This is a genomic window from Variovorax frigidus (assembly GCF_051216515.1).
Lineage (GTDB): Bacteria > Pseudomonadota > Gammaproteobacteria > Burkholderiales > Burkholderiaceae_C > Variovorax.
The window spans coordinates 287,774-313,203 of the sequence record NZ_JBPJZF010000001.1 but is presented as its reverse complement, the minus strand read 5'-3'; the positions used below and the strand labels follow the sequence as shown (position 1 = coordinate 313,203).

26 protein-coding genes are annotated in these 25,430 nt (G+C 66.0%); 18 read left to right on the top strand and 8 right to left on the bottom strand.

Annotated elements, in window-relative coordinates; translation table 11 throughout:
* Nucleotides 1-11 precede the first annotated feature (11 nt).
* Nucleotides 12-794 carry an enoyl-ACP reductase FabI gene (gene fabI, locus ACSFBC_RS01425; protein WP_183026843.1) on the bottom strand — a complete coding sequence of 261 codons (783 nt, stop codon included), beginning with the start codon at nt 792-794 and terminating at the stop codon, nt 12-14.
* 37 nt (nt 795-831) lie between these two features.
* Here fabI and ACSFBC_RS01420 point away from each other — a divergent pair, with 37 nt between their 5' ends.
* From ACSFBC_RS01420 to ACSFBC_RS01365, 12 genes are all read left to right on the top strand, one after another.
* Nucleotides 832-2,667, top strand: coding sequence for an extracellular solute-binding protein (locus ACSFBC_RS01420; protein WP_435508523.1), 1,836 nt, complete (start codon nt 832-834; stop codon nt 2,665-2,667).
* 22 nt (nt 2,668-2,689) lie between these two features.
* Complete coding sequence (locus tag ACSFBC_RS01415) at nt 2,690-3,703, top strand: microcin C ABC transporter permease YejB (RefSeq protein WP_435508522.1); 1,014 nt, start codon at nt 2,690-2,692, stop codon at nt 3,701-3,703.
* A 16-nt stretch (nt 3,704-3,719) separates the two neighbouring features.
* Nucleotides 3,720-4,775 carry an ABC transporter permease gene (locus ACSFBC_RS01410; protein WP_435509245.1) on the top strand — a complete coding sequence of 352 codons (1,056 nt, stop codon included), beginning with the start codon at nt 3,720-3,722 and terminating at the stop codon, nt 4,773-4,775.
* On the top strand, nt 4,772-6,379 hold the full coding sequence (locus ACSFBC_RS01405) for an ABC transporter ATP-binding protein (RefSeq protein ID WP_435508521.1): 1,608 nt from the start codon (nt 4,772-4,774) through the stop codon (nt 6,377-6,379). Before ACSFBC_RS01410 ends, ACSFBC_RS01405 begins: the two co-directional genes overlap by 4 nt.
* A gap of 20 nt (nt 6,380-6,399) precedes the next feature.
* Nucleotides 6,400-7,605 (top strand): YbfB/YjiJ family MFS transporter, encoded by a 1,206-nt coding sequence (locus ACSFBC_RS01400; protein WP_435508520.1) that lies wholly within the window; start codon nt 6,400-6,402, stop codon nt 7,603-7,605.
* A gap of 196 nt (nt 7,606-7,801) precedes the next feature.
* Nucleotides 7,802-8,449 (top strand): ribosome maturation factor RimP, encoded by a 648-nt coding sequence (gene rimP, locus ACSFBC_RS01395; RefSeq protein ID WP_435509244.1) that lies wholly within the window; start codon nt 7,802-7,804, stop codon nt 8,447-8,449.
* Nucleotides 8,450-8,467: 18 nt separating this feature from the next.
* The gene (gene nusA, locus ACSFBC_RS01390; protein WP_435508519.1) at nt 8,468-9,952 is read left to right on the top strand and encodes a transcription termination factor NusA; all 1,485 of its coding nucleotides are present in this window, start codon (nt 8,468-8,470) and stop codon (nt 9,950-9,952) included.
* Nucleotides 9,953-9,976: 24 nt separating this feature from the next.
* On the top strand, nt 9,977-12,883 hold the full coding sequence (gene infB / locus ACSFBC_RS01385; protein WP_435508518.1) for a translation initiation factor IF-2: 2,907 nt from the start codon (nt 9,977-9,979) through the stop codon (nt 12,881-12,883).
* A gap of 151 nt (nt 12,884-13,034) precedes the next feature.
* Entirely contained in the window at nt 13,035-13,406 is a 372-nt protein-coding gene (gene rbfA / locus ACSFBC_RS01380) for a 30S ribosome-binding factor RbfA (protein WP_435508517.1), read from the top strand.
* Nucleotides 13,407-13,408: 2 nt separating this feature from the next.
* The gene (truB, locus tag ACSFBC_RS01375; RefSeq protein WP_435508516.1) at nt 13,409-14,365 is read left to right on the top strand and encodes a tRNA pseudouridine(55) synthase TruB; all 957 of its coding nucleotides are present in this window, start codon (nt 13,409-13,411) and stop codon (nt 14,363-14,365) included.
* A complete protein-coding gene (typA, locus tag ACSFBC_RS01370) occupies nt 14,362-16,188 on the top strand; it encodes a translational GTPase TypA (RefSeq protein ID WP_435508515.1) in 1,827 nt (608 codons plus the stop codon). Before truB ends, typA begins: the two co-directional genes overlap by 4 nt.
* Before the next feature lie 27 nt (nt 16,189-16,215).
* Entirely contained in the window at nt 16,216-17,112 is an 897-nt protein-coding gene (locus ACSFBC_RS01365; RefSeq protein WP_435508514.1) for a DMT family transporter, read from the top strand.
* Between the two features lie 46 nt (nt 17,113-17,158).
* Here the strand turns inward: ACSFBC_RS01365 and ACSFBC_RS01360 are convergent, their stop codons facing one another.
* From ACSFBC_RS01360 to smpB, 3 genes are read right to left on the bottom strand one after another with little or no spacing between them, the layout of a single operon-like run.
* Nucleotides 17,159-17,545, bottom strand: coding sequence for a COG4315 family predicted lipoprotein (locus ACSFBC_RS01360; RefSeq protein WP_435508513.1), 387 nt, complete (start codon nt 17,543-17,545; stop codon nt 17,159-17,161).
* A gap of 53 nt (nt 17,546-17,598) precedes the next feature.
* Nucleotides 17,599-17,754 (bottom strand): hypothetical protein, encoded by a 156-nt coding sequence (locus tag ACSFBC_RS01355; protein ID WP_435508512.1) that lies wholly within the window; start codon nt 17,752-17,754, stop codon nt 17,599-17,601.
* A gap of 29 nt (nt 17,755-17,783) precedes the next feature.
* The gene (gene smpB, locus ACSFBC_RS01350) at nt 17,784-18,260 is read right to left on the bottom strand and encodes an SsrA-binding protein SmpB (protein ID WP_219217489.1); all 477 of its coding nucleotides are present in this window, start codon (nt 18,258-18,260) and stop codon (nt 17,784-17,786) included.
* A 61-nt stretch (nt 18,261-18,321) separates the two neighbouring features.
* Here smpB and ACSFBC_RS01345 point away from each other — a divergent pair, with 61 nt between their 5' ends.
* Nucleotides 18,322-18,768: a type II toxin-antitoxin system RatA family toxin gene (locus ACSFBC_RS01345; RefSeq protein WP_435508511.1), complete on the top strand. Its 447-nt coding sequence runs from the start codon at nt 18,322-18,324 to the stop codon at nt 18,766-18,768.
* Between the two features lie 2 nt (nt 18,769-18,770).
* Nucleotides 18,771-19,088, top strand: a complete 318-nt coding sequence (locus ACSFBC_RS01340) for an RnfH family protein (RefSeq protein WP_435508510.1) — start codon at nt 18,771-18,773, stop codon at nt 19,086-19,088.
* A 54-nt stretch (nt 19,089-19,142) separates the two neighbouring features.
* Here ACSFBC_RS01340 and ACSFBC_RS01335 read toward each other — a convergent pair whose 3' ends face one another.
* From ACSFBC_RS01335 to ACSFBC_RS01320, 4 genes are all read right to left on the bottom strand, one after another.
* A complete protein-coding gene (locus tag ACSFBC_RS01335; RefSeq protein WP_435508509.1) occupies nt 19,143-19,658 on the bottom strand; it encodes a DUF4124 domain-containing protein in 516 nt (171 codons plus the stop codon).
* An 88-nt stretch (nt 19,659-19,746) separates the two neighbouring features.
* A complete protein-coding gene (locus ACSFBC_RS01330) occupies nt 19,747-20,010 on the bottom strand; it encodes a hypothetical protein (RefSeq protein ID WP_435508508.1) in 264 nt (87 codons plus the stop codon).
* A 112-nt stretch (nt 20,011-20,122) separates the two neighbouring features.
* A complete protein-coding gene (locus ACSFBC_RS01325) occupies nt 20,123-20,614 on the bottom strand; it encodes a cupin domain-containing protein (RefSeq protein ID WP_435508507.1) in 492 nt (163 codons plus the stop codon).
* 59 nt (nt 20,615-20,673) lie between these two features.
* Nucleotides 20,674-21,288: a cysteine hydrolase family protein gene (locus tag ACSFBC_RS01320; protein WP_435508506.1), complete on the bottom strand. Its 615-nt coding sequence runs from the start codon at nt 21,286-21,288 to the stop codon at nt 20,674-20,676.
* Between the two features lie 214 nt (nt 21,289-21,502).
* Between ACSFBC_RS01320 and guaB the strand changes: the two genes are divergently transcribed.
* The 4 genes from guaB (at nt 21,503) to guaA (ending at nt 25,413) form a co-directional block, all read left to right on the top strand.
* Nucleotides 21,503-22,972, top strand: coding sequence for an IMP dehydrogenase (guaB, locus tag ACSFBC_RS01315; RefSeq protein WP_435508505.1), 1,470 nt, complete (start codon nt 21,503-21,505; stop codon nt 22,970-22,972).
* A gap of 134 nt (nt 22,973-23,106) precedes the next feature.
* Complete coding sequence (locus ACSFBC_RS01310) at nt 23,107-23,355, top strand: type II toxin-antitoxin system Phd/YefM family antitoxin (protein ID WP_435508504.1); 249 nt, start codon at nt 23,107-23,109, stop codon at nt 23,353-23,355.
* An 11-nt stretch (nt 23,356-23,366) separates the two neighbouring features.
* Nucleotides 23,367-23,786: a type II toxin-antitoxin system VapC family toxin gene (locus ACSFBC_RS01305; protein ID WP_435509243.1), complete on the top strand. Its 420-nt coding sequence runs from the start codon at nt 23,367-23,369 to the stop codon at nt 23,784-23,786.
* A gap of 10 nt (nt 23,787-23,796) precedes the next feature.
* Nucleotides 23,797-25,413 carry a glutamine-hydrolyzing GMP synthase gene (guaA, locus tag ACSFBC_RS01300; RefSeq protein ID WP_435508503.1) on the top strand — a complete coding sequence of 539 codons (1,617 nt, stop codon included), beginning with the start codon at nt 23,797-23,799 and terminating at the stop codon, nt 25,411-25,413.
* The last annotated feature ends 17 nt before the right edge of the window (nt 25,414-25,430 follow it).

Genomic DNA, 25,430 nt, shown 5'->3' with positions numbered 1-25,430 from the left:
GTTGTCGAACGCTATTCCTGGATGCCGCCGACGACCTGGCTGAAACCTCCGTCGACATAGGTGATCTCGGCCGAGACACCGCTGGCCAGGTCGCTCAGCAGGAAGGCCGCGACGTTGCCGACCTCTTCGATGGTCACGTTGCGACCGATCGGCGACACCTCGGCGACCGCCGAGAGGATCTTGCTGAAGCCCTTGATGCCGCTGGCCGCAAGGGTCTTGATCGGACCGGCGCTGATGCCGTTCACGCGCATGCCCTTGGTGCCCAGCGACTGCGCCAGGTAGCGCACCGAGGCTTCGAGGCTGGCCTTGGCCAGGCCCATGGTGTTGTAGTTGGGCATCGCGCGCTCGGAGCCCAGGTAGGTCAGCGTCAGCAGGGCCGACTTCTCGCGCAGGAAGGGCAGGGCGGCCTTGGCCATCGCGGGGAAGCTGTAGGCGCTGATGTCGTGCGCGATGCGGAAGCCCTCGCGCGACAGGCCTTCGAGGAAATCGCCGGCAATGGCTTCACGCGGGGCGAAGCCGATGCTGTGGACGAAGCCGTCGAACTGCGGCCAGGTCTGCGACAGGTCGGCGAAGAGCTTCTCGATCTGCGCGTCGTCGCCCACATCGCAATCGAAAATCAGCTTCGAGTCGAAATCCGCGGCGAATTCGGTGATACGGTCCTTGAATCGCTCGCCGACATAGCTGAAGGCGAGTTCGGCGCCTTGCTCGTGACAGGCCTTGGCGATGCCATAGGCAATCGAGCGATTGCTCAATACGCCGGTGATCAACAGTTTTTTGCCGGAAAGAAAGCCCATGAAGTTGCCTTGTGAAAATCTTGGGCAGAATTCTCGCATGCGAGGTTGGCTGCTCCTGATATTGGCTTTCCTGACGCTGCCCGCGTGGGCGGCGCACGGATTGGGCATGGGCTATGAACCCAAGTACCCGGCCTCGTTCACGCACTTCGATTACGTCAACCCCGAGGCGCCCAAGGGCGGCGACCTCACGCTCTCGGCCAGCGGCAGTTTCGACAAGCTCAACCCCTTCACGCTGCGCGGCCGGCCGCCGGTCGGCATGGGCTACAGCTCGAACGGCTTCGTGTTCTCGGAATACGGCCTGGTCTTCGACTCGCTGATGACGCCCAGCGAGGACGAACCCTTTTCGAACTACGGCCTGCTCGCACAGGATGCGGCACTCGCGGCCGACCGTCTGAGCATCACCTTCAAGCTGAACCCCAAGGCCCGCTTCTCCGACGGCAGCCCGGTGCTGGCGCAGGACGTGAAGCACTCCTTCGACACGCTGATGAGCAAGCAGGCCGGGCCGACCTTCCGCTCGTACTGGGTCGACATCAAGGACGCGGTGGTGGTCGACGACCGCACGGTGCGCTTCGACTTCAAGCGCCGCAATTCGGAGCTGCACATGATCGTCGGCCAGCTGCCGGTGTTCTCGCGGGCCTGGGGCAAGGGCAAGCCCTTCGACCAGATCGTGACCGAGCCGCCGATCGCCAGCGGCCCCTACGTGATCGACAAGGTCGATTTCGGCAAGTCCATCACCTACCGCCGGCGCGCCGATTACTGGGCCGCCGACCTGCCGGTGCGCAAGGGCATGTTCAACTACGGCAGCGTCAACTACCAGTACTTCAAGGACCGGCTGGGCGAAGAGGAGTCGCTCAAAGCCGGCTCGCTCGACGCGCTGGAAGAGAGCTCGATCATCGCCTGGGTGCGCCGCTACAAGGGCCGGCGCTTCGATTCGGGCGAGCTCATGAAGGAAGAGATCTCGCACCGGCGCTTCACCGGCATGCAGGGCCTGGCGGTCAACCTGCGGCAACCCCGCTTCGCCGATGCCCGCGTGCGCCAGGCGCTCGCGCTCGCCTTCGATTTCGACTGGCTCAACGCGCACCTGTTCTATGGTCGCCGGGGCCGCACCCAGAGCTACTTCCAGAACAGCGACGACCTGATGGCGCAGCCCGAGATCAGCCCGCAGGAGCAGGCGTTGATCGACGGGCTGAAGACACGGCAGCGCTTCCTCGACAACACCAGGGGCGAACTTCCACGCCCGGCCACCACGGGCGACACCGCCGAGGGCCTGCGACGCAATCTGGTGCGTGCCCAGGCGCTGCTGCGCGAGGCCGGCTGGACCTACCGCGACGGTGCGCTGCGCGACGCCGCCGGCACGCCGCTGACGATCGACATCGACATCGCCGACCGGAGTTCCGAGACCGTGCTCGCACCCTATGCGCGCAACCTCGGCAAGCTGGGCATCACGTTGCAGTACAGGTTGCGCGATGCCAGCCTGATCAAGAAGAAGCTCGACGATTTCGATTTCGACATGGCGATCAGCCTGCAGGGCGGCTCTTCGAGTCCTGGCAACGAACTGTTCGACGACTTCGGCTCGAAGTCCGCCGCGGAAAAGGGCAGCCAGAACCTGAGCGGCATCAGCGACCCGGTGATCGACGAGATCCTCGAGATCATCGTCGACAGCCCGACTCGCGCCTCGCTCGCGGCAGCCGCGCGGATGCTCGACCGCTACCTGCTGCACCAGCACTACGTGACGCCCATGTACTACGGCAAGCAGTATTTCATGGCCCACAAGCAGTACCTGCGCCATCCGGAGGCCGCGCTGCCGCAGCGTCTGCTGGCCGGCTCGGCGCTGCTGACGATGTGGTGGATCGACCCCTCGTACAAGAAGTAGACCGAGACCCCGACCCCACCGCATGGCCGCCTACATCCTCCGACGCCTTCTCCTCATCATTCCCACCTTGCTGGGCGTGCTGATCCTCAATTTCGTGGTGGTGCAGTTCGTGCCCGGCGGGCCGGCCGAGCAGTTGCTCTCGCAACTCACCGACAAGGAAAGCCGCATCTCCGGCGGCCCCGCGGGCCGCACGCTGGACCCGAAGCAGGTGGCCGAGATCAAGGCCCTCTATGGCTTCGACAAGCCCGCGCCCGAGCGCTTCTGGCAGATGCTGACCCAGTTCGCGCGCTTCGATCTGGGCAAGAGCTTCTTCCAGAGCAAGGACGTCTGGGAACTGATCAAGGAGAAGCTGCCGGTCTCGATCAGCCTGGGCCTGTGGACCTTCTTCATCAGCTACCTGATCGCGGTGCCGCTGGGCGTGGCGAAAGCCGTGCGGGCCGGCTCGAGCTTCGACTTCTTCACCACGCTGATCGTGCTGATCGGCTACGCGATCCCGGGCTTCGTGCTGGGCGTGGCGCTGCTCGTGATCTTCGGCGGACAGCTGCAGTGGTTTCCGCTGCGCGGGCTGACCTCGCCGAACTGGGAGTCGCTCGGCTGGGGCGCGCGCATCACCGACTACCTCTGGCACATCACGCTGCCGGTCACGGCGATGGTGCTCGGCAGCTTCGCCGTCACGGCCATGCTGACCAAGAACTCTTTCCTCGAGGAGATCCGCAAGCAGTACGTGCTGACCGCGCGCGCCAAGGGGCTGTCGGAGCGGGCCGTGCTCTGGAAGCATGTGTTCCGCAATGCGCTGATCCCGATCATCACCGGCTTCCCGGCGGCCTTCATCGGCGCCTTCTTCACCGGCGCTTTGCTGATCGAGACCCTGTTCTCGCTCGACGGCCTGGGCCTGCTGAGCTACGAGAGCGTGATCCGGCGCGACTACCCGGTGTTCCTCGGCACCCTCTACATCTTCACGCTCATCGGCCTGCTGACCAAGCTGATTTCCGATCTCTGCTACGTATGGGTGGACCCGCGTGTCAAGTTTGATTGAGACCCCCGTGACGCCTGTGGCGCCTGTCGTGGCGAGCGCACCCACCACCTCGCTGAGCCCGGGCCGGCGCGCCTGGCTGCGCTTCAAGCGCAACCGGCTGGGCTTCTGGAGCTTGATGGTGTTCAGCGTGCTGGTGGTGCTGAGCCTGTTCGCCGAGGTGCTGTCGACCGACCGCCCCTTGCTGCTGCGCTACGAGGGGCAGACCTATTTCCCCGTGGTGCGCGACTACCCCGAAACCACCTTCGGCGGCAACTTCGAGACGCCGACCGACTTCCTCGACCCCTTCATCCAGGAGCGCATCACCCGCGGCGACAACTGGGCGATCTACGCGCCCAACCGCTACGGCCCGCGCACGCTCAACTATTTCGCCAAGCAGCCGAACCCGGCACCGCCGTCCAGCGAAAACGTATTCGGCACAGACGACCGTGGCCGCGACCTGCTGGCCCAGCTGATCTACGGCTTTCGCGTGAGCGTGCTGTTCGCGCTGGCGCTGACCTTCATCGGCGTGCTGCTGGGCGTGGTCACCGGGGCGCTGCAGGGCTTCTTCGGTGGCAAGACCGACCTGGCTTTCCAGCGCTTCATCGAAATCTGGGGAGCGATGCCGGAGCTCTACCTGCTGATCATCTTCAGCGCGATCTTCAACCCCAGCGTGGCGCTGCTGCTGATCCTGCTGAGCCTGTTCGGCTGGATGGGCCTGTCGGACTATGTGCGCGCCGAGTTCCTGCGCAACCGCCAGATGGACTACGTGCGTGCCGCGCGCGCGCTGGGCGTGTCGAACCTGCAGATCATGCGGCGCCACATCCTGCCCAACAGCATGACGCCGGTCGTGACCTTCCTGCCGTTCCGCATGAGCGCGGCGATCCTGGCGCTGACCTCACTCGACTTCCTGGGCCTGGGCGTGCCGCCGGGCACGCCCTCGCTCGGCGAATTGCTGAGCCAGGGCAAGGGCAACATCGATGCCTGGTGGATCTCGCTGTCGACCTTCATGGTGCTGGTCGTGACCCTGATGCTCCTGACCTTCATGGGCGACGCGCTGCGCGATGCCCTCGACCCCCGAAAGCTGGACCGATGAGCACACTGCTGGATGTTCAGGGCCTCGGCGTGGCCTTCGGCGGCAAGGCCGTGGTGCACGGCATCGATTTCTCGATCGCGCCCGGCGAGAAGCTCGCGCTGGTGGGGGAGTCCGGCTCGGGCAAGACCGTGACCGCGCTCAGTCTGCTGCGCCTGGTGCAGAACGCCGACATCACCGGCGTCGCGCGCTTCGCCGGTACGGGGGAGGGCGGCACGCGCGACCTGCTCTCCATGCCCGAGCAGGCACTGCGCGGCGTGCGCGGCAAGGAGATCGCGATGATCTTCCAGGAGCCCATGACCGCGTTGAATGCGCTCTACACCGTGGGCGACCAGGTGGCCGAGGTGCTCGAACTGCACGAAGGCCTGTCGAAGCACGCGGCGCAGGAAGCCGCGGTGCAGTTGCTGGCCGACACCGGCATCGCCGAGCCGGCCCGGCGCGCCCGCGCCTTCCCGCACCAGCTCTCGGGTGGCCAACGCCAGCGCGCCATGATCGCCATGGCGCTGGCCTGCAAGCCGCGGCTGCTGCTGGCCGACGAGCCGACCACGGCGCTGGACGTCACGGTGCGCGCGCAGATTCTCGAACTTCTCAGCGACCTGCAGCGCAAGCACGGCATGGCGGTGCTGCTGATCACGCACGACCTGAACCTGGTGCGGCGTTTCGCCGACCGCGTGGCCGTGATGGAGCGTGGCCGCATCGTGGAGCAGGGCGTCGTGGCCGAGGTCTTCGGCGCGCCGCGGCATGCCTACACGCGCCGGCTGATCGACAGCCGCCCGGTGCGCGACGTTGCCCCAAGCCGGACGGGCGCGGCACCCGTGCTGTCGGCCCAGGCGCTGCGCGTGAGCTATCCGGTGCCGATCCCGGGCGTGCGCGGCTGGTTTCGCAAGGGCGCATTCGTGGCGGTGCAGGGGGCCGACTTCAGCATCGCGCCGGGTGAAACGCTGGGCGTGGTCGGCGAGTCGGGCTCCGGCAAGTCGACGCTGGCGCTGGCCGCCCTGGGCCTGCTGCCGCACGGCGGCACCGTGGCCGTGGCAGGACAGCGCTGGGGCCGGGGCAATACCGAAGACCGGGCGCTGCGGCGCACGATGCAGGTGGTGTTCCAGGACCCGTTTTCCTCGCTCTCGCCGCGCATGACCGTCGAGCAGATCGTCGGCGAGGGGCTCACGGTCCATGCGCCCGAACTCGACGCGGCCGAACGGCGCGTGCGGGTGCTGGCGGCGCTGGCCGACGTCGGCCTGACCGAAACGCAGTTTCCGGCGCTGCTCGACCGCTATCCGCACGAGTTCTCGGGCGGGCAGCGCCAACGGCTGGCGGTGGCGCGCGCGCTGGTCGTCGACCCGCAGCTGCTGGTGCTCGACGAGCCGACCAGCGCGCTCGACGTCACGATCCAGAAACAGGTGCTGGGCCTGCTGCAGCGGCTGCAGCGCGAGCGCGGTCTGGGCTATTTGCTGATCACCCACGACGTCGAGGTGATCCGGGCCATGGCGCACCAGGTGATCGTGATGAAGGACGGCGCCATCCTCGAGCATGGCCCGGTCGACCAAGTGCTCGATCGGCCCGAACACCCCTATACGCGCAAGCTGGTCGCGGCCGCCCTGGCCGACTGACGACATTTTTCCGGCACGTCATGTCGAACACCGGATACGAGCGCCGCGGCGCCTGGCGCGCCGCACTCGCGTGCATGGTCACGCTGGCGGTGGCCATGGGCCTCGGGCGCTTCGCCTTCACGCCCTTGCTGCCGATCATGCTGCACGAGGGCAAGCTCGACCTGCAGAGCGGCGGCCTGCTGGCTTCGCTCAACTATCTGGGCTATTTCGGGGGCGCGGTGTCCTGCGCCGCGATCCGGCTGCGGCCCGCGTTCATGGTCCGCAGCGGCCTCGTCGCGACCGCCGTGCTGCTGCTGGGCATGGGCCTGCTGAACGGCTTCACGTGGTGGGGCGCGCTGCGCGGTGCCGCCGGCGTGGTCAGCGCCTGGACCTTCGTCTTCGCCTCGGGCTGGGGCCTGCGCCGGCTGGCCGAGACCGGCGCGCCGGCCCTGGCCGGCGTGATCTACAGCGGCCCGGGCCTGGGCATCGCGGCGACCGGCTTGCTGGGGGGCCTGACCGGTCGCTGGGGTTCGGACTGGGCCTGGCTCGGCTATGGGCTGGTGGCGGTCGTGCTGATTGCGGTGATCTGGCGGGTGTTCGACGACGGTGCGCCGGTTGCCACGGCAGCGGGCGATACGCCGCCTGTGCCCCCGCCGGCCCTCGTGTCGCCCGAGGACCGCACCGATGCGCGCTGGCTGATCGCGCTGTACGGCCTGGCCGGCTTCGGCTACATCATCACCGCCACCTTTCTGCCGGTGATCGCGCGCCAGGCGCTGCCGGGTTCGCCCTGGCCGGATTTCTTCTGGCCGCTGTTCGGTCTGGCGATCGTTCCCGGCGCGCTGATTGGCGCTCGTGCGCCGCCCGAATGGGACAACCGGCTGCTGCTGGCCATCGCCTATGCGCTCCAGGCCCTCGGCGTGGTCCTGTCGGTGGCCTGGCCGACCATCGCCGGCTTTGCGCTCGGCAGCCTGCTGCTGGGGATGCCCTTCACGGCCATCACGCTGTTCGCGGTGCGCGACGCACGCCGGTTGCGCGGCAATGCGGCGGCCGGATTGATCGGCTACGCCACGGCTTCCTACGGCGTGGGCCAGATCCTGGGGCCGCTTTTTGCGGCCCCGCTGGCGCAACGCACCGGCTCGTTTGCCGTGCCGTTGCTGGGGGCAGCGGCGGTGCTGGCGCTCGGCTCGGTGCTTTTTGCAATGGTTTGGTGGCGTGCCCGAGCGAGAACAGGTGATTTGGCCCTTTAAAGCCCCATGCTTTTGAGCACTTTTAGGCATATAATCCGAGGCTCACGACCAAACGGGCGGGTACCAACCGCCCGTTTTTTATTGGGCGAAGCATTTCTCTCGGTGATTTGCAGGTGCAGGACGGAATTCAGCAGGCCAGACGGGCCTGGGTCGGCACCGGAATCGAGTGGACAACATCAAGGGCGCATTCAGACACGTGGCATTGCAGCAAACAGTGGAACAAACCGTAGCCGGACTTGGCTACGACCTGGTCGAGATCGAGCGGTCGGCCGGCGGACTGCTGCGCGTCACGATTGATTTGCCCTGGACGGCCCCCACCTCGGAAGACATCGCAGCGGGCGTGCCCGAGCCCTATGTGACGGTGGAAGACTGCGAGAAGGTGACGCGCCAATTGCAGTTTGCGCTCGAGGTCGAAGGTGCGGAATACAAGCGGCTCGAGGTGTCCTCGCCGGGTATTGACCGTCCCTTGCGCAATGAACAGGATTTCGAGCGTTTCGTCGGCGATGTGATCGACGTGACGCTCAAGGCGCCCATGGGCGCCGCGGCAGCCGGCCAGGTGTCGGCCAGCCGCAAGAAATTTCGCGGCACGCTGGAGCGTGCCGACAGTGGCGGCTGGCAGATCGTCTGGAGCGATGCCCCCGAAACCAAGCCTGGACACAGAGTGAGCAAGAAGCGCGCGCCTGCACCGTTGCATGCGCTGGGCTTCACGCTGGACGAATTGCGCGAAGCGCGGCTGGCGCCGATCGTGGATTTCAAGGGGCGCAGGCCCAGAACCCAAGAGGGTTCGCTGGACAAGGCCCCCGAGGGCCTTTCGGACATTGGCGGCACGGAAGTGTCGGACTGACAAGAGGAGCGTAGTGGCATGAATCGCGAAATGTTGATGTTGGTGGATGCGATATCGCGGGAGAAGAACGTCGAGCGCGACGTCGTCTTCGGCGCGGTCGAGTCCGCACTGGCGCAGGCCACCAAGAAGCTCCATCAGGGCGACGTGGACATCCGCGTCGCCGTCGACCGCGACAGCGGCGACTACGAAACCTTCCGCCGTTGGCACGTGGTCCCGGATGAAGCCGGCCTGCAACTGCCGGACCAGGAAATCCTGCTGTTCGAAGCCAAGGAAGAGATGCCCGACATCGAGGTCGACGAGTACATCGAAGAAGCGGTGGATTCGGTCCCGATCGGTCGCATCGGCGCCATGGCGGCCAAGCAGGTGATCCTGCAGAAGATCCGCGACGCCGAGCGCGAGATGCTGCTCAACGACTTCATGTCGCGCGGCGACAAGATCTTCGTGGGCACCGTCAAGCGCCTGGACAAGGGCGACATCATCGTGGAAGCCGGGCGCGTCGAAGGCCGCCTGCGCCGCAGCGAGATGATCGCCAAGGAAAACCTGCGCAATGGCGACCGCGTGCGGGCCATGATCATGGAGGTCGACCTGACGCTGCGCGGCGCGCCGATCATCCTGTCGCGTTCGGCCCCCGAATTCATGATCGAGCTGTTCCGCCAGGAAGTGCCCGAGATCGAACAAGGCCTGCTTGAGATCAAGAGCTGCGCCCGTGACCCGGGTTCGCGCGCCAAGATCGCCGTGCTCTCGCACGACAAGCGTGTCGATCCGATCGGCACCTGCGTCGGCGTGCGTGGCACGCGTGTCAACGCCGTGACCAACGAGCTGGCCGGCGAGCGCGTCGACATCGTGCTGTGGAGCGAGGATCCGGCCCAGTTCGTGATCGGCGCCCTGGCACCGGCCAACGTGTCGTCGATCGTGGTCGACGAAGAGAAGCACGCCATGGACGTGGTGGTCGACGAGGAAAACCTCGCGATCGCCATCGGCCGCGGCGGGCAGAACGTGCGGCTGGCTTCCGACCTCACCGGTTGGAAGATCAACATCATGGATGCCAGCGAGTCGGCTCAGAAGCAGGCGCTCGAGACCGACTCGAGCCGCAAGCTGTTCATCGAGAAGCTCGATGTCGACGAGGAAATCGCCGACATCCTGATCAACGAAGGTTTCACCAGCCTGGAAGAAGTGGCCTATGTGCCGATCTCCGAGCTGCTGGAAATCGAGAGCTTCGACGAAGACACGATCAACGAGCTGCGCACGCGTGCCAAGGATGCGCTGCTCACGATGGAAATCGCCAAGGAAGAAAGCGCCGAAGGCGTCTCGCAGAATCTGCGCGACCTCGAAGGCCTCGACGCCGAACTCATTCCGAAATTGGCCGAGGCGGGTGTTCACACCCGTGACGACCTGGCCGACCTCGCGGTCGACGAACTCACCGAGATCACCGGCCACAGCGCCGATGACGCCAAAGCCCTCATCTTGAAAGCCCGTGAACATTGGTTCTCGGGCCAAGAGTGACGGTCATGGGAGCACGAAGCACATATGTCCAGCACCACAGTCGCCGAGTTCGCGAACGAACTCAAGAAGACCCCCGAAACCTTGCTTGATCAGCTCAAGAGCGCAGGCGTGGCGAAGGCCTCGCCAACCGATGCACTCACGGAGACCGACAAGCAACGCCTGCTCGGCTTTCTGAAGGCCAGCCACGGCACGGCCGAAACCGAGCGCAAGAAGATCACCCTGGTCAAGAAATCGACCAGCGAGATCAAGCAGGCCGACGCCACCGGGCGTGCCCGCACGATCCAAGTGGAAGTGCGCAAGAAGCGCACCTTCATCCAGCGCGATGAAGGTCCCGCCGAACCGGTGCAGGCCCAAGCGCCCGCGATCGAGCCGTCCGCACCCAAGATCGACGAAGCCGAACTGGCCCGTCGCGAGGAAGACGCGCGTCGCCAGGCCGAGCTGATCCGCCGCCAGGAAGAAGAGTTGGCCGAGAAGCGTCGTCAGCGCGAGGCCGCCGAAGCCGCCGACCGCGAGAAGGCCGAGCGTGCCGAACAGGCCGAACAGCAGGCCAAGGCTGCTGCGCTCCAGAAGGAAAAGGAAGCTGCGGCTGCCCGCCCCGCGGCGCCCGCAGCGCCCAAGGCACCGGTGGTCGAGACCCAGGCCGCGACCGAGGCTGCCACCGGCAAGGCTGCGGCCGAAGCCGCTGCCAACCAGGCCAAGGAAGACGCCAAGGCCAAGGCCGCTGCCGAATCGAAGGCCCGTGCCGACGAGGAAGCCGCACGCGCCAAGGATCTGGACGAGCGTCGTCGCAAGGCCCTGGCCGAAGCCGAAGCCATCCGCGCCATGATGAACGCACCAGCCCGCGTGCTGGTGCCGCACAAGGCGCCCGAGAAGGAAGTGCCGAAGCCGGCCGTCAAGGGCACGCTGCACAAGCCGGTCGCTCCCGCGGCCCGCCCGGGTGCCCCTGCGGCTGCCGGCGCTGCTGCTGCGCCTGGCGCCACCAAGGACGTCAAGTCGGCCAAGCTCTCGTCGAGCTGGGCAGGCGATCCGGCCAAGAAGAAGGAAATCAAGACCCGTGGCGATGCCAGCGGCGGTGTCAATCGCGGCAACTGGCGCGGAGGCCCGCGTGGGCGTCGCGGCAGCAACGACCGTGGCGGCCATGAAGAACACGTGCAAGCCGCACCGGTGGAAGCGCGCGTGCTCGAAGTGCACGTGCCCGAGACCATCACCGTGGCCGAGCTGGCGCACAAGATGGCCGTCAAGGCGCAAGAGGTCATCAAGCAATTGATGAAGCTCGGCATGATGGCGACCATCAACCAGTCGCTCGACCAGGACACCGCGATGATCATCGTGGAAGACATGGGCCACACGGCCATGGTCGCCGCGCTGGACGATCCGGAAGCCTTCACCGACGAAGACGTCGCCGGTCAAACGGCCGAGTCGTTGCCGCGCGCTCCTGTGGTCACCGTCATGGGTCACGTCGACCACGGCAAGACCTCGCTGCTGGACTACATCCGCCGCGCCAAGGTCGCGTCGGGCGAAGCCGGTGGCATCACGCAGCACATCGGCGCCTACCACGTCGAAACCGAACGCGGCATGGTGTCCTTCCTCGACACCCCAGGTCATGAGGCGTTCACCGCCATGCGGGCCCGCGGCGCGCAGGCCACCGACATCGTCATCCTCGTGGTGGCGGCCGACGACGGCGTCATGCCGCAGACCAAGGAAGCCATCAAGCACGCGAAAGCGGCCGGTGTGCCGATCGTGGTCGCGATCAACAAGATCGACAAGCCCGATGCCAATCTGGACCGCGTGAAGCAGGAACTGGTGGCCGAAGAGGTCGTGCCTGAAGAGTACGGCGGCGAAGTGCCTTTCGTCTCCGTATCGGCCAAAACCGGCCAGGGCGTGGACGACCTGCTCGAACAGGTGCTGCTGCAAGCCGAAGTGCTGGAACTCAAGGCGCCGGTCGATGCCGCTGCCAAGGGCCTGGTGATCGAAGCCCGGCTCGACAAGGGCCGCGGCCCGGTCGCCACCGTGCTGGTGCAGTCCGGTACCCTCAAGACGGGCGACGTGGTGCTGGCCGGTTCGACCTTTGGCCGCGTGCGCGCCATGCTGGACGAAGACGGCAAGTCGATCAAGACGGCAGGTCCGTCGATCCCGGTGGAAATCCAGGGTCTGACCGAAGTCCCGCAGGCCGGCGACGAGTTCATGGTGATGGCCGACGAGCGCCGTGCGCGTGAAATCGCCACCTACCGTGCAGGCAAGTTCCGCAACACCAAGCTGGCACGCCAGCAGGCGTCGAACCTGCAGAGCATGTTCACCGACCTTTCGGCCGGCGAAGTGCAGACGCTGCGACTCATCATCAAGGCCGACGTGCAAGGCTCGCAGGAAGCCCTGGCCCAGTCGCTGCTCAAGCTGGCGACCGAAGAGGTCAAGGTGCAGATCGTGTACGCCGGTGTCGGCGGCATCAGCGAGAACGACATCAACCTCGCGATCGCTTCGAAGGCAGTGGTCATCGGTTTCAACGTGCGTGCCGATTCGGGTGCTCGCAAGCTGGCCGAAGGCAATGGCGTGACGCTGAACTACTACAGCATCATCTACGACGCCGTGGATGAGGTGAAGGTGGCGATGTCCGGCATGCTGGCCCCCGAGCGGCGCGAAGAGATCATCGGCCAGGCCGAGATCCGCACGGTGTTCGTGGCTTCGAAGATCGGTACGGTCGCCGGTTCGTACATCACCGCAGGTTCGGTCAACCGCAGCGCGCATTTCCGCCTGCTGCGCGACAACGTGGTGGTCTACACGGGCGAGGTCGACTCGATCAAGCGCATGAAGGACGACGTTCGCGAAGTCCGCGAAGGCTTCGAGTGCGGTATCAAGCTCAAGAACTACAACGACATCAAAGAAGGCGATCAGCTCGAATTCTTCGAGATCAAGGAGATTGCGCGGACATTGTGATCACCCTCAGTCTTCGCGCACTTCGTGTCGCTTCGTCAACCCCCTTCCGGGGGCAACACCAGCGGCCCGGCAAAGCCGGTTCCGCGGTGTTTCGCGAAGGAACCACGGTGTGCCGTGAAGTCTGAGTTCTGACAAGTCCTAGCCTACGTCCATGCCAAAAAGAAAAGCCGCAGCCCCCAACCGCGCCTTCAAGGTCGCCGATCAGATCCAGCGGGATCTGACGGAACTGATCGCGCGCGAGCTGAAGGACCCGCGGGTGGGCATGGTCACGATCCAGGCGGTCGAAGTCACACCCGACTACGCACACGCCAAGATCTATTTCAGCCTGTTGATCGGCGACCCGGCCGTCACGACCGAGGCGCTCAACCAGGCCGCAGGCTTCCTGCGCAACGGCCTGTTCAAGCGCCTGCAGATCCATACCGTGCCGACGCTGCACTTCCTGTTCGACCGCACCACCGAGCGTGCAGCCGACATGAATGCGCTGATCGCTCAGGCCGTCGCTTCCCGTTCGAAAGACGAGTAAGGATGAATGCGCCACGCACCAGGGTGCAACGGCGCCCTGTGCATGGGGTGTTGTTGCTCGACAAGCCGCTGGGTCTCTCCAGCAACCAGGCCTTGCAGAAGGCCAAGTGGTTGCTGCGCGCCGAAAAAGCGGGCCATACCGGCACGCTCGATCCGCTGGCGACCGGCGTGCTTCCTCTGTGTTTTGGCGCGGCCACCAAGTTCAGCCAGTTGCATCTGGACGCCGACAAGACCTATGTCGCGACCGCGCGCCTGGGCGTGAAGACCTCGACCGGCGATGCCGAGGGCGAGGTGATCGCCGAGCGGGCCGTGCAGGTCACGCCGGAAGACCTGGCACGGGTCACCGCGCAGTTCACCGGGCCGATCCGCCAGGTGCCGCCGATGCACAGCGCGCTCAAGAAGGACGGCAAGGCGCTGTATGAATACGCCCGCGAAGGCATCGAGGTCGAGCGCGCTCCGCGCGACGTCGTGATTCACGAGCTCACGCTGACCGCGATCGAGCCGGACCTGGTCCGGATCGTGGCGCGGGTCAGCAAGGGCACCTACATCCGCACGCTGGGCGAAGACATCGGCGAAGCGCTGGGCTGCGGCGCGCACCTGCGCTCGCTGCGACGCACCGCGACCGGCGATTTCGGCGAGGCGCAGTGCGTCACGCTCGAAGCGCTCGAAGCCCTGGGCGAGGCAGAGCGCCTGGCCCGACTGCTGCCGGCGGAATCGCTGGTGGCCGGCCACGAACGCGTCATGCTCGACACCGAAGATGCGGCACGCTTTCTTTCGGGCCTGCGCCGACGCGGCGACTGGGCCGATGCGGAGGAGGTGGCCGTGTTCGGCCGCGATCCCCCCGCCTTCCTGGGCTCGGCCCACGTCAAGGCCAACGAACTGATCCCGGGGCGCTTGCTGAACCCCATCGAAATCCAGCAAATCCTTTTGAACGCATCCATCTGCGAAACGACACCATGAGTACCCAAAAGCAAATCCGCAATATCGCCATCATTGCCCACGTGGACCATGGCAAGACCACCATGGTGGACCAGCTGCTGCGCCAGTCCGGCACCTTCGCCGACCACGAGAAGGTCGTCGACACGGTGATGGACAACAACGCCATCGAAAAAGAACGTGGCATCACGATTCTGGCCAAGAACTGCGCCGTGACCTGGGAAGGCACGCACATCAACATCGTCGACACCCCCGGTCACGCGGACTTCGGCGGTGAAGTGGAACGTGCGCTGTCGATGGTCGACGGCGTGGTGCTGCTGATCGACGCGCAGGAAGGCCCGATGCCGCAAACGCGTTTCGTGACCAAGAAGGCGCTGGCCCTCGGCCTCAAGCCCATCCTGGTCGTGAACAAGGTCGACAAGCCGGGCGCACGCCCCGATTTCGTGGTCAACGCGGCCTTCGACCTGTTCGACAAGCTCGGCGCGACCGACGAACAGCTCGACTTCCCGGTGGTCTACGCTTCGGGCATCAACGGCTGGTCGTCGCTCGAAGAGGGCGCTGCCGGCGAGCAGTGGGGTCCCGACATGTCGGCCCTGTTCAACACCGTGCTCAAGCACGTGCCGGCGCAAAAGGGCGACCCGGCCGCGCCGCTGCAGCTGCAGATCTCCGCACTGGACTTCTCGACCTTCGTCGGCCGCATCGGCGTGGGCCGCATCAGCCAGGGCACCATCAAGCCCATGATGGACGTGGTGGTCATGGAAGGTCCGGACGGCAAGGCCATCAAGGGCCGCGTCAACCAGGTGCTGACCTTCCAGGGCCTGGAACGCGTGCAGACGAACGAAGCCGGCCCGGGTGAGATCGTGCTGATCAACGGCATCGCCGACCTCAACATCGGCGTGACCGTGACCGACAAGGACACGCCCGCACCGCTGCCGATGCTCAAGGTCGACGAGCCGACGCTGACCATGAACTTCTGCGTGAACACCAGCCCGCTGGCCGGCCGCGAAGGCAAGTTCGTCACCAGCCGTCAGATCTGGGATCGCCTGCAGAAAGAGCTGCAACACAACGTGGCACTGCGCGTCAAGGAAACCGACGAAGAAGGCATCTTCGAAGTCATGGGCCGCGGCGAACTGCACCTGACCATCCTGCTGGAAAACATGCGCCGCGAAGGCTTCGAAATGGCCGTGAGCAAGCCGCGCGTGGTGATGAAGGACGTCGACGGCGAGAAGCACGAACCCATCGAACTGGTGACGGCCGACATCGAAGAGCAGCACCAGGGCGGCGTGATGCAGGCACTGGGCGAGCGCAAGGGCGAGCTGGTCAACATGGAACCGGACGGCCGCGGTCGCGTGCGTCTGGAGTACCGCATTCCGGCGCGGGGCCTGATCGGCTTCACCAACGAATTCCTGAACCTGACGCGCGGCTCGGGCCTGATCTCCAACATCTTCGACAGCTACGAAGCGCACAAGGGCGACATCGGCGGCCGCAAGCAGGGCGTGCTGATCTCCATGGACGACGGTGAAATCTTCACCTACGCCCTGGGCAAGCTGGACGACCGCGGCCGCATGTTCGTGAAGGCGAACGATCCGGTGTACGAAGGCATGATCGTCGGCATCCACAGCCGCGACAACGATCTGGTGGTCAACGCCACGCGGACCAAGCAACTGACCAACTTCCGCGTGTCTGGCAAGGAAGACGCGATCAAGATCACGCCGCCGATCGAACTCACGCTGGAATACGGTGTGGAATTCATCGAGGACGACGAGCTGGTCGAAATCACGCCCAAGAGCGTGCGTCTGCGCAAGCGCCACCTCAAGGAAAGCGACCGCAAGCGCGCCAGCCGCTGATCGGCACCCGCGTCACCGGAGTCCACTGTGCGGCTGACCCACGGGTTTGCAGTCTGGCTCATGGTCGGCGTGACCCTGATGTGGGCCACCGCCGGCGTGGTGACGCGCCACCTCGAGCATGCGCGAAGCTTCGAGGTGACTTTCTGGCGCAGCGCCTTCACGGCGCTCGCCTTGCTGGTGATCCTGCCGCTCTGGCGCGGGCGCGCCGTGCTCACCACGGTCCGCCGCGGTGGGCGCGCGCTCTGGGCCTCGGGCCTGTGCTGGAGCATCATGTTCACCGCGTTCATGATGGCGCTGACGCTCACCAGCACGGCCGACGTGCTGGTCACCATGGCGGTCGGCCCGCTGCTCACCGCACTGGCCGCGCGGATCTTCATCGGACATCGCCTGCCTGCACGCACCTGGTCCGCGATCGCGGTCGCCGGCTTGGGCATCGCCTGGATGTACGGCAGCCAGATGGGCGCAGGCCAATGGCTCGGAACGCTGGTCGCGCTGTGCGTGCCGGTGGCCGCCGCCGCCAACTGGACCGTGGTGCAGCATGCGCACGCCCAGGGCCACGACGTCGACCTGGTGCCCGCGGTGCTGATCGGCGCGGTGATCTCTGCGCTGGTCACGCTGCCGCTGGCCTGGCCCCTGCAGGCTTCGCCGCACGATCTCGGCCTGCTAGCCTTCCTGGGCCTGTTCCAGCTCGCGATTCCCTGTGTGCTGTCGCTGGCCTGCGCCCGTGCCTTGAAGGCCCCCGAGATGGCCCTGCTGGGCCTGCTCGAAGTGATCTTCGGCATCGCGCTGGCCTGGCTCGGCGCGGGGGAGGTGCCCGCCGCCAGCGTGCTGGGCGGCGGCCTGCTCGTGATCGGCGCGCTGATGGCCAACGAGCTGCTCGGACTGCGCGAACGACAGGCATTGTTGCGCCCCTCGCGCCCATGAAAAAAGCCGGCGGATGCCGGCTTCTTCATAAGTTATCGCGCAGCGCTCAGGGGCGTGCGAGTTTCCAGACGCCACCGACGCCGTCGCCCGTACGGTCGCCGGCCTTGCTGTCCTTGGCCCAGTAGTAGAGCGGTGCGCCCTTGTAGGCCCATTGCTTCTTGCCGTCGTCGCGCACCACGACGCTGTAGTCGCCCATGGGGCGGGCCGATGCCGGTGCATCCAGCGCGGGCCAGTTGGTGATGCAGGGACCATTGCAGGCCGACTTGCCGCTGCCGACGCTGTCGCGAGCGAAGGTGTAGAGGCTCATGCCGTTCGGTCCGACCAGCACGCCATCCGCGGTGCGCGTGGGCGTGTCTGCCGCCATCTTGGGGGCCATGCCGCCGCAGCCGGCGAGCAGGGCCGCAGCCAGAAGGGATGCGCTGAACAGTTTCATGGAGTGTTCTCCTTGGGTTAAAAAAACGTGTGAGGGATCGGACAAAGTCGGACTCACAGCTGACGGTACACCACCGTCGCCAGCCTCAGCAAGGATTCGCGCGGCAACGGGCCCGTCGGGGGGACGGTGAACTGTGCACGTGCGCCGGTGTCGCCGGGCAGCAGCCGACCGCCTACCAGCGTGTAGCCCTCGGCCGACAGATCAGGCACTGGAGCGGACGGTCGAGCCGGCGCGGCCCTCAACGGTTGTGCGTTTTCATCGCGCGCTCGACTTCGCGCTTGCCTTCGCGATCCTTGATGGTGTCGCGCTTGTCGTGCTCGGCCTTGCCCTTGGCCAGCGCGACCTCGCACTTCACCTTGCCGGCCTTCCAGTGGAGGTTGATCGGCACCAGGGTGTAGCCCTTCTGCTCGATCTTGCCGGTCAGGCGGCGGATCTGTTCCTTGTGCAGCAGCAGCTTCTTGGTGCGCACAGAATCCGGTGTGGTGTGGGTCGAGGCGCTGCGCAGCGGGTTGATCTGCAGGCCGACGATGAACATCTCGCCCTCGCGGATCACCACGTAGCCGTCGGTCAGCTGGACCTTGCCTTCGCGCAGCGACTTGACCTCCCAGCCTTCGAGCACGAGGCCGGCTTCGAAGCGCTCTTCGAAGAAATAGTTGTAGGCTGCCTTCTTGTTGTCGGCGATGCGGGAGGAGGTGTCTTGTTTCTTGGTGGCCATGGCGGTCTCATTTGGGGTCGCATGGCCTCAATACAATCGAAACGCACACACCGTCGATTCTATGAAAACCGTTCACAAGTCCGTCCTCATCTGGTACAGCGCCGAGGAGATGTATGCCTTGGTCACCGATGTGGCGAAATATCCCGAGTTTTTGCCCTGGTGCGACCGCTCGCGGATTGTCGATCAGGACGACACCGGCATGACCGCCGAAGTCGGCCTGGCCTTCGGCGGCATGCACCAGCACTTCACCACACGCAACACCCATGTTCCCGGCCGCGAGGTCCGGCTCAAGCTGGTCGACGGCCCTTTCTCCAACCTCGACGGCACCTGGAAATTCAACCCCGTGGGGGAGCAGGGCGAACGCGCCTGCCGCGTCGAGCTCGACCTGAGCTACGGCTTCAGCAACTTCGCACTGCAGGCGCTGGTCGGCCCGGTGTTCGACAAGGTCGCCTCGACGCTGGTCGAGGCCTTCGTGAAGCGCGCCGAACAGGTCTACGGCAAGGTCTGACGATGCAGATCACGCTGGTGTGCGCCATCGCGCCGCGCGAGGTGATCGAGCAGGTGCTGACGCTGCCCGAGGGGGCGACGGTGGACGAGGCCATGGCCGCCAGTACCGGACCGGATTTCGATCGAAGCCGCTTCACGCCAGGCATCTGGGGGCGCGCCGTGGAGGGAGGGCATGTGTTGAAGAACGGCGACCGGCTCGAGTGGTGCCGTGCCCTGACCGTCGACCCCAAGGTGGCGCGGCGCGAGCGCTTCCAGCAGCAGGGCGCCCGCGGCACGGGGCTGTTCGCACGTCGCCGCGAGGGCGGCAAGCAAGGCTACTGAACGCATCGTGCAGCGGCATGCCGCACGCGCGAGAGATGTCCGAGATGGCCCCGGCTACTTGCAGTCGCTGTCGATGACCGACTGCAGGCGCTGCTGCTCCGTGGCGCGCGCCTTGTCGTCCATGATCTCGCGCTCGCCCTGGGCGTTGACACGTGCCACGCGAATGCCGCTGTCCATGGTCGCCTTGCCCTGACGCGCTCGGCCGCAGTTGTCGGCCTTGGCCTTGGCGACCTTCTGCGCTTCGGCCGCCCGCTTGGCCTTCTCGGCATCTTCGGCCTTGCGGGCTTTCTCCTCGAGTTCCTTGTCGACGCCCGACGGCTTGGGGCTGCTGGCCGTCGGTGCCGGCGCTTCGGAGGGCGTGGCATCGGCCACCGCAGGCGCCGGTGACGCCCCGTGGCGTGCAACCGGTGCGCCGGCGCGCCGCACGATGTTCTTGTCGGGGACATCGGGCGGCGGGGCCTGGTCGCTGAAGACCTTCCGGCCGTCCTTGTCGATCCATTGCCATTGCGCGGACGCCGCCAGCGGCACGGCACACAGACAACCCAGAACCAGCCAATGCGCGATTTTCATGAGCGGCAGTTTAGCGCCGCCTTACGTTTTGCAATACCTTCGCGTGGCGGTGCGGCAGCCATGCGCTGCCGTACGCACAACCCCCACGTCAATGGCCCTTGGTTCGGCCGAAGAGGAAGTCAAGAAATGCCAGCCCGAGCGCAGCCACGAGCAGCAGCAGACTGAGGTGAAAGGTGCCGAACGGGTGTGCGTGCGGGAGCCCCTCGGCATTCGGTCCGCTCATGTCGAGCAGCCCGAAGATCGCCAGGAAGCCCAGCCCGAGCGCCAGGGCGAACGCCCATCCCCAATGGAATTGCCACTCCATTGCCGCGGGGCCCGTCGGACGCCGTGAAGTCGGTTCCTGCTTCTTCATGATGATTCCATCCCTGTACTGATCGATGCTGCGGGGCCATGGCCGGCCGGGCCCGGCGCTTCTTCCAGCCGCCGAAGCGGCAGGTCTGACGCACCGGGCACCAGCGTTGGGCTCACTTGGCGGCGACGGGTGTGGGGACCAGGTCGAAGTGGTCGTTCTGGTACTGGAACAGCACGCAGTTGGCGCCTGGCTCGCAGCCGCTGAAATGCGGCAGCTTGCCCGGGATGTAGTAGTACGAACCGGCCGGGTATTGCACCTTCTTGCCGTCTTCGAAGATCGCGTAGAACACGCCGCTCAGCACCACCGTGGGCAGCGCCTGGGTGTGGATGTGATGCGGGTTGTTCTTGCCGGCCGGGAACTCGACGAAGGCTTCGTAGGGGCCTTTGCCGATGATGTCGCCGCGCACGTTCGCGGCGCGGATGCCGCCGGTGCCCGGGACCTCACGCCACTGAAGATCCTTGGCGGGAAGGGACACGAGCGCCTCGGATGCGGCGGTCTTGCGGGCATCCTTCTTCACGGGCGTGGTGGCCCAGGCCGATGCGGTGATGCCGGCAATCGCGGCGACGGTCAGGGCGCCGATCAGGCGATGGACGTTGTTTTTCATGGTTTTTCCTTGTGTGACAGCAAAAAAGAGAAGGGCGACGCGGGGCCGCACTCGCGGGCTCAGGCCTCGATGGGCAGGCCCAGGATGTCGGCGGTGGTGCGGATCTCGGCGACCACGTCCGACACGCCGCGCAGCGCGGCACGGTGCAGGTCCTGGTGCTTGAGCACGCCGCCGTCTTCGAGGTCCAGGTCGCGGGTCGCGCAGGCATCGCTGACGATGATGCTGTGGTAGCCGCGCGGCGCCGCGTCGAAGGCAGTAGCAGACACGCACATGTGCGTCATGAGGCCGGTGATGAGCAGGGTCTTGATGCCGCGGGCTTCCAGGTGCGCCTGCAGATCGGTGTCCGCGAACGCGCTGGGCGTGGGCTTGTGCAGCACCACGTGGTGCGGGGCAGGGCGGATGTGCGGGTGGATCTCGAAGCCCAGGCTGCCCTCGGCAAAGATCGGGCTGTCCGACGGCGCGATGTGCTGCGCATGGAGCACGGGAATACCGTGTTCGTCGGCCAGGTCCACCAGCCGCCTGGCCTGGCGCATGGCGGCCATGCCGTCGGGAATCGGCATCCGGCCCTCGAAGTACTCGTTCTGGAAATCGATGGCGATCAGTGCCGTCGTGGTGGGATCGAGCCGCGTGGTGGCGGCGGCGCCAGTGATCTGGCGGATGCTGGGGTGCTTCATGAGCGGGTGCCTTGTGTGCTGAATGTGTGACGGTCTGAAGCGTAAAAGAGTGCGGCGCCGCGCGATAGCCGTCCGGCAGCACAAGATTTGTGCAGATCGCGCACCGCAGTGACGTTTGGCGCGATCCGCAGGGTTCGCTGTTGCAGGGACACTCGAACAAGGCGCGCGGTGTCGGACAAGGCCTCGCTACAATTCGTCTTTTGGAGCCTTCCCCATGCGCCTTCTCGGCAAAGCGCTCACCTTCGACGACGTGTTGTTGGTGCCAGCGTTCTCCCAGGTCCTGCCCAAGGACACCTCCCTCGCCACCCGACTCTCCCGCAACATCACGTTGAACCTGCCCCTGGTTTCCGCGGCGATGGACACCGTGACCGAGGCCCGTCTGGCCATCGCGATCGCGCAGGAAGGCGGCATGGGCATCGTGCACAAGAACCTCACGGCGCAGCAGCAAGCGGCCGAAGTGGCGCGTGTGAAACGCTATGAATCGGGCGTGCTGCGCGACCCGGTGGTGATCACGCCCACGCACTCGGTGCGGCAGGTGATGGCACTGTCCGATCAGCTCGGCATCTCCGGCTTCCCGGTGATCGACGGCGGCAAGGTGGTGGGCATCGTGACCGGCCGCGACCTGCGCTTCGAAACGCGCTACGACGTGCCGGTCAGCGAGATCATGACCCAGCGCGACAAGCTCATCACGGTGCCCGACGGCACCACGCTGGCGGATGCCAAGGCGCTGCTCAACAAGTACAAGCTCGAGCGCCTGCTGGTCATCAACAGCGACTGGGAACTCAAGGGCCTGATCACCGTCAAGGACATCACCAAGCAGACCACGTTCCCGAACGCCGCACGCGACGCCACCGGCCGCCTGCGCGTGGGCGCCGCGGTGGGCGTGGGTGACGGCACCGAAGAGCGCGTCGAAGCGCTGGTCGCGGCCGGCGTCGATGCCATCGTGGTCGACACCGCGCACGGCCACAGCGCCGGCGTGATCGAGCGCGTGCGCTGGGTCAAGCGCAACTATCCACAGGTCGACGTGATCGGCGGCAACATCGCCACCGGCGACGCCGCGCGCGCGCTGGCCGACGTCGGCGCCGACGCGGTCAAGGTCGGCATCGGCCCCGGTTCGATCTGCACCACCCGCATCGTGGCCGGCGTGGGTGTGCCGCAGATCATGGCGGTCGATAGCGTCGCCACCGCGCTGCAGGGCACGGGCGTGCCGCTGATCTCCGACGGCGGCGTGCGCTACTCGGGCGACATCGCCAAGGCGATTGCCGCCGGTGCCAGCACCGTGATGATGGGCAGCATGTTCGCCGGCACCGAAGAGGCCCCCGGCGAGATCGTGCTGTACCAGGGCCGCAGCTACAAGAGCTACCGCGGCATGGGCTCCATCGGCGCGATGCAGCAGGGCAGCGCCGACCGGTATTTCCAGGAGTCGAGCACCGGCAATCCCAACACCGACAAGCTGGTGCCCGAAGGCATCGAAGGCCGCGTGCCCTACAAGGGCTCGATCGTCTCGATCGTCTACCAGATGGCCGGCGGCGTGCGCGCCAGCATGGGCTACTGCGGTTGCGCGACCATCGCCGACATGCAGAACAAGGCCGAGTTCGTCGAGATCACCACGGCCGGCATTCGCGAAAGCCACGTGCACGACGTGCAGATCACGAAGGAAGCGCCCAACTATCGGGCGGAGTAGGCGGGCCCCCACGCTCCCCACTGCGTGTGGTTCGCTGCCCCCCGAAGGCGGCGGCCTGAATCCCAATCTGGCCAGACCTTCAAAGTCTGGCCAGTTTTGCTAGAATTCGGGCCAGATTCCATTTTCTGGTCCCCATGCAATCCATCGGCATCGCTGAAGCCAAGAACAACTTCTCGGCCCTGATCGACTCGGTCGAAAAGGGCGAAGAGGTTCGCATCACCCGGCACGGCAAGGAAGTCGTGCGCATGCTGCCCGTGCGGCGCAAGCCCGTCATCACCGACGAGCAGATCACCCGCGAACTTGGGCAGATCGACGCCCTGCACGCCGCCATCGGGCCCGGGATGTCTTTGCGCGCCTTGCTCGACGAGGGGCGTCAATCGTGACCGCCTTCGTCATGGACGCTTCCGTCACCGCCGCCTGGCTGCTGCCCGACCAGGCCAGCGAACACACCCGCAAGCTCTACGCCGCCATTCGTCGCGATGAGGTCGAACCGCAGGCGCCCAACGCCTGGCAATGGGAGTGCGCCAACATCCTCGCCAACGGCGTGCGCAGCGGCCGCATTCCCATGTCCGCGGTCGAGGGGCTGTGGAGCGTGCTCGACGCGATCCGTCACCGGGTCGAACTGCACGAACTCGCGCCCGCGCAGCACAAGGCCGTGCTCGCGGTGGCCATCGATGCCGGCGTGTCGCAATACGACGCGGGCTATCTCTGGCTCGCCAAGTCGCTCAATCTTCCGCTCGCCACCTTCGACGAGCACCTCATCCAGGCCGCGCCCAAGGCGGGCGTCAAGCTGTTCGACATTTCAACGCTCTGAGTCCAACGCCATGCAACACGACAAGATCCTCATCCTCGACTTCGGCTCGCAAGTCACCCAGTTGATCGCCCGCCGCGTGCGCGACGCGCATGTGCTGAGCGAAGTACACCCCTGCGACGTGACCGACGAATGGGTGCGCGCCTACGCCGCCGACGGCCACCTCAAGGGCGTGATCCTCTCTGGCAGCCACGCCAGCGTGTACGAAGACACCACCGACAAGTGCCCGCAGGCCGTGTTCGACCTCGGCGTGCCGGTGCTCGGCATCTGCTACGGCATGCAGACCATGGCGCACCAGTTGGGCGGCAAGGTCGAAGGCGGCCACAAGCGCGAGTTCGGCTTCGCGGCCGTGCGCGCCCATGGCCACACCGCGCTGCTCAAGGACATCGCCGATCGCACCACCGCCGAAGGCCACGGCATGCTCGACGTCTGGATGAGCCACGGCGACAAGGTCACCGAACTCCCGCCGGGCTTCAAGCTGATGGCCAGCACCGACAGCTGCCCGATCGCCGGCATGGCCGACGAGTCGCGCCGCTATTACGGCGTGCAGTTCCATCCCGAAGTCACGCACACCGTGCAGGGCCAGGCGCTGCTCAATCGCTTCGTGCTCGACATCTGCCAGGCCAAGCCCGACTGGGTCATGCGCGACCACATCGCCGAAGCCGTCGCGAAGATCCGCGAACAGGTGGGCGACGAGGAGGTCATCCTGGGCCTGTCGGGTGGCGTCGATTCGAGCGTGGCCGCCGCGCTGATCCATCGCGCCATCGGCGACCAGCTGACCTGCGTGTTCGTCGACCACGGCCTGCTGCGCCTGAACGAAGGCGACCTGGTGATGGAGATGTTCGAAGGCAAGCTCAACGCGAAAGTGATTCGCGTCGATGCCAGCGAGCTGTTCCTTGGCAAGCTCGCCGGCGTGAGCGACCCCGAAGCCAAGCGCAAGATCATCGGCGGCGAGTTCGTCACGGTGTTCAAGCAAGAGGCCGCGAAGTTGAAGGCCGGCGATGGTGGCCACAAGGGCGCCACGTTCCTCGCACAAGGCACGATCTATCCCGACGTCATCGAGTCCGGCGGCGCCAAGAGCAAGAAGGCCGTGACCATCAAAAGCCACCACAACGTGGGTGGGCTGCCAGAACAGCTGGGCCTGAAGCTGCTCGAACCGCTGCGCGACCTGTTCAAGGACGAAGTGCGCGAACTCGGCGTGGCCTTGGGCCTGCCGCCCGAGATGGTGTACCGCCATCCGTTCCCGGGCCCGGGCCTGGGCGTGCGCATCCTCGGCGAAGTGAAGAAGGAATACGCCGACCTGCTGCGCCGCGCCGACGCGATCTTCATCGAGGAGCTGCGCAACTTCAAGGATGAGACCGGCAAGACCTGGTACGACCTCACGAGCCAGGCCTTCACCGTGTTCCTGCCGGTGAAGAGTGTGGGCGTGATGGGCGACGGCCGGACCTACGACTACGTGGTTGCGCTGCGCGCCGTACAGACCAGCGACTTCATGACGGCGGACTGGGCAGAGCTGCCGTACGCGCTGCTGAAGAAGGTGTCGGGGCGGATCATCAACGAGGTACGCGGCATCAACCGCGTGACCTACGACGTCTCGAGCAAGCCGCCGGCGACGATCGAGTGGGAGTGATGCATCATTGGCGCGCC

Coding starts and splice junctions, on each gene's coding strand:
- typA (WP_435508515.1), top strand. CDS start 14,362: ATGAGTACCCAAAAGCAAATCCGCAATATCGCCATCATTGCCCACGTG.
- truB (WP_435508516.1), top strand. CDS start 13,409: ATGAATGCGCCACGCACCAGGGTGCAACGGCGCCCTGTGCATGGGGTG.
- ACSFBC_RS01320 (WP_435508506.1), bottom strand. CDS start 21,288: ATGAAGCACCCCAGCATCCGCCAGATCACTGGCGCCGCCGCCACCACG.
- ACSFBC_RS01305 (WP_435509243.1), top strand. CDS start 23,367: ATGGACGCTTCCGTCACCGCCGCCTGGCTGCTGCCCGACCAGGCCAGC.
- ACSFBC_RS01330 (WP_435508508.1), bottom strand. CDS start 20,010: ATGAAGAAGCAGGAACCGACTTCACGGCGTCCGACGGGCCCCGCGGCA.
- ACSFBC_RS01335 (WP_435508509.1), bottom strand. CDS start 19,658: ATGAAAATCGCGCATTGGCTGGTTCTGGGTTGTCTGTGTGCCGTGCCG.
- infB (WP_435508518.1), top strand. CDS start 9,977: ATGTCCAGCACCACAGTCGCCGAGTTCGCGAACGAACTCAAGAAGACC.
- ACSFBC_RS01420 (WP_435508523.1), top strand. CDS start 832: ATGCGAGGTTGGCTGCTCCTGATATTGGCTTTCCTGACGCTGCCCGCG.
- ACSFBC_RS01310 (WP_435508504.1), top strand. CDS start 23,107: ATGCAATCCATCGGCATCGCTGAAGCCAAGAACAACTTCTCGGCCCTG.
- ACSFBC_RS01345 (WP_435508511.1), top strand. CDS start 18,322: ATGAAAACCGTTCACAAGTCCGTCCTCATCTGGTACAGCGCCGAGGAG.
- ACSFBC_RS01325 (WP_435508507.1), bottom strand. CDS start 20,614: ATGAAAAACAACGTCCATCGCCTGATCGGCGCCCTGACCGTCGCCGCG.
- ACSFBC_RS01400 (WP_435508520.1), top strand. CDS start 6,400: ATGTCGAACACCGGATACGAGCGCCGCGGCGCCTGGCGCGCCGCACTC.
- ACSFBC_RS01415 (WP_435508522.1), top strand. CDS start 2,690: ATGGCCGCCTACATCCTCCGACGCCTTCTCCTCATCATTCCCACCTTG.
- rbfA (WP_435508517.1), top strand. CDS start 13,035: ATGCCAAAAAGAAAAGCCGCAGCCCCCAACCGCGCCTTCAAGGTCGCC.
- ACSFBC_RS01360 (WP_435508513.1), bottom strand. CDS start 17,545: ATGAAACTGTTCAGCGCATCCCTTCTGGCTGCGGCCCTGCTCGCCGGC.
- ACSFBC_RS01340 (WP_435508510.1), top strand. CDS start 18,771: ATGCAGATCACGCTGGTGTGCGCCATCGCGCCGCGCGAGGTGATCGAG.
- guaB (WP_435508505.1), top strand. CDS start 21,503: ATGCGCCTTCTCGGCAAAGCGCTCACCTTCGACGACGTGTTGTTGGTG.
- fabI (WP_183026843.1), bottom strand. CDS start 794: ATGGGCTTTCTTTCCGGCAAAAAACTGTTGATCACCGGCGTATTGAGC.
- guaA (WP_435508503.1), top strand. CDS start 23,797: ATGCAACACGACAAGATCCTCATCCTCGACTTCGGCTCGCAAGTCACC.
- ACSFBC_RS01405 (WP_435508521.1), top strand. CDS start 4,772: ATGAGCACACTGCTGGATGTTCAGGGCCTCGGCGTGGCCTTCGGCGGC.
- smpB (WP_219217489.1), bottom strand. CDS start 18,260: ATGGCCACCAAGAAACAAGACACCTCCTCCCGCATCGCCGACAACAAG.
- nusA (WP_435508519.1), top strand. CDS start 8,468: ATGAATCGCGAAATGTTGATGTTGGTGGATGCGATATCGCGGGAGAAG.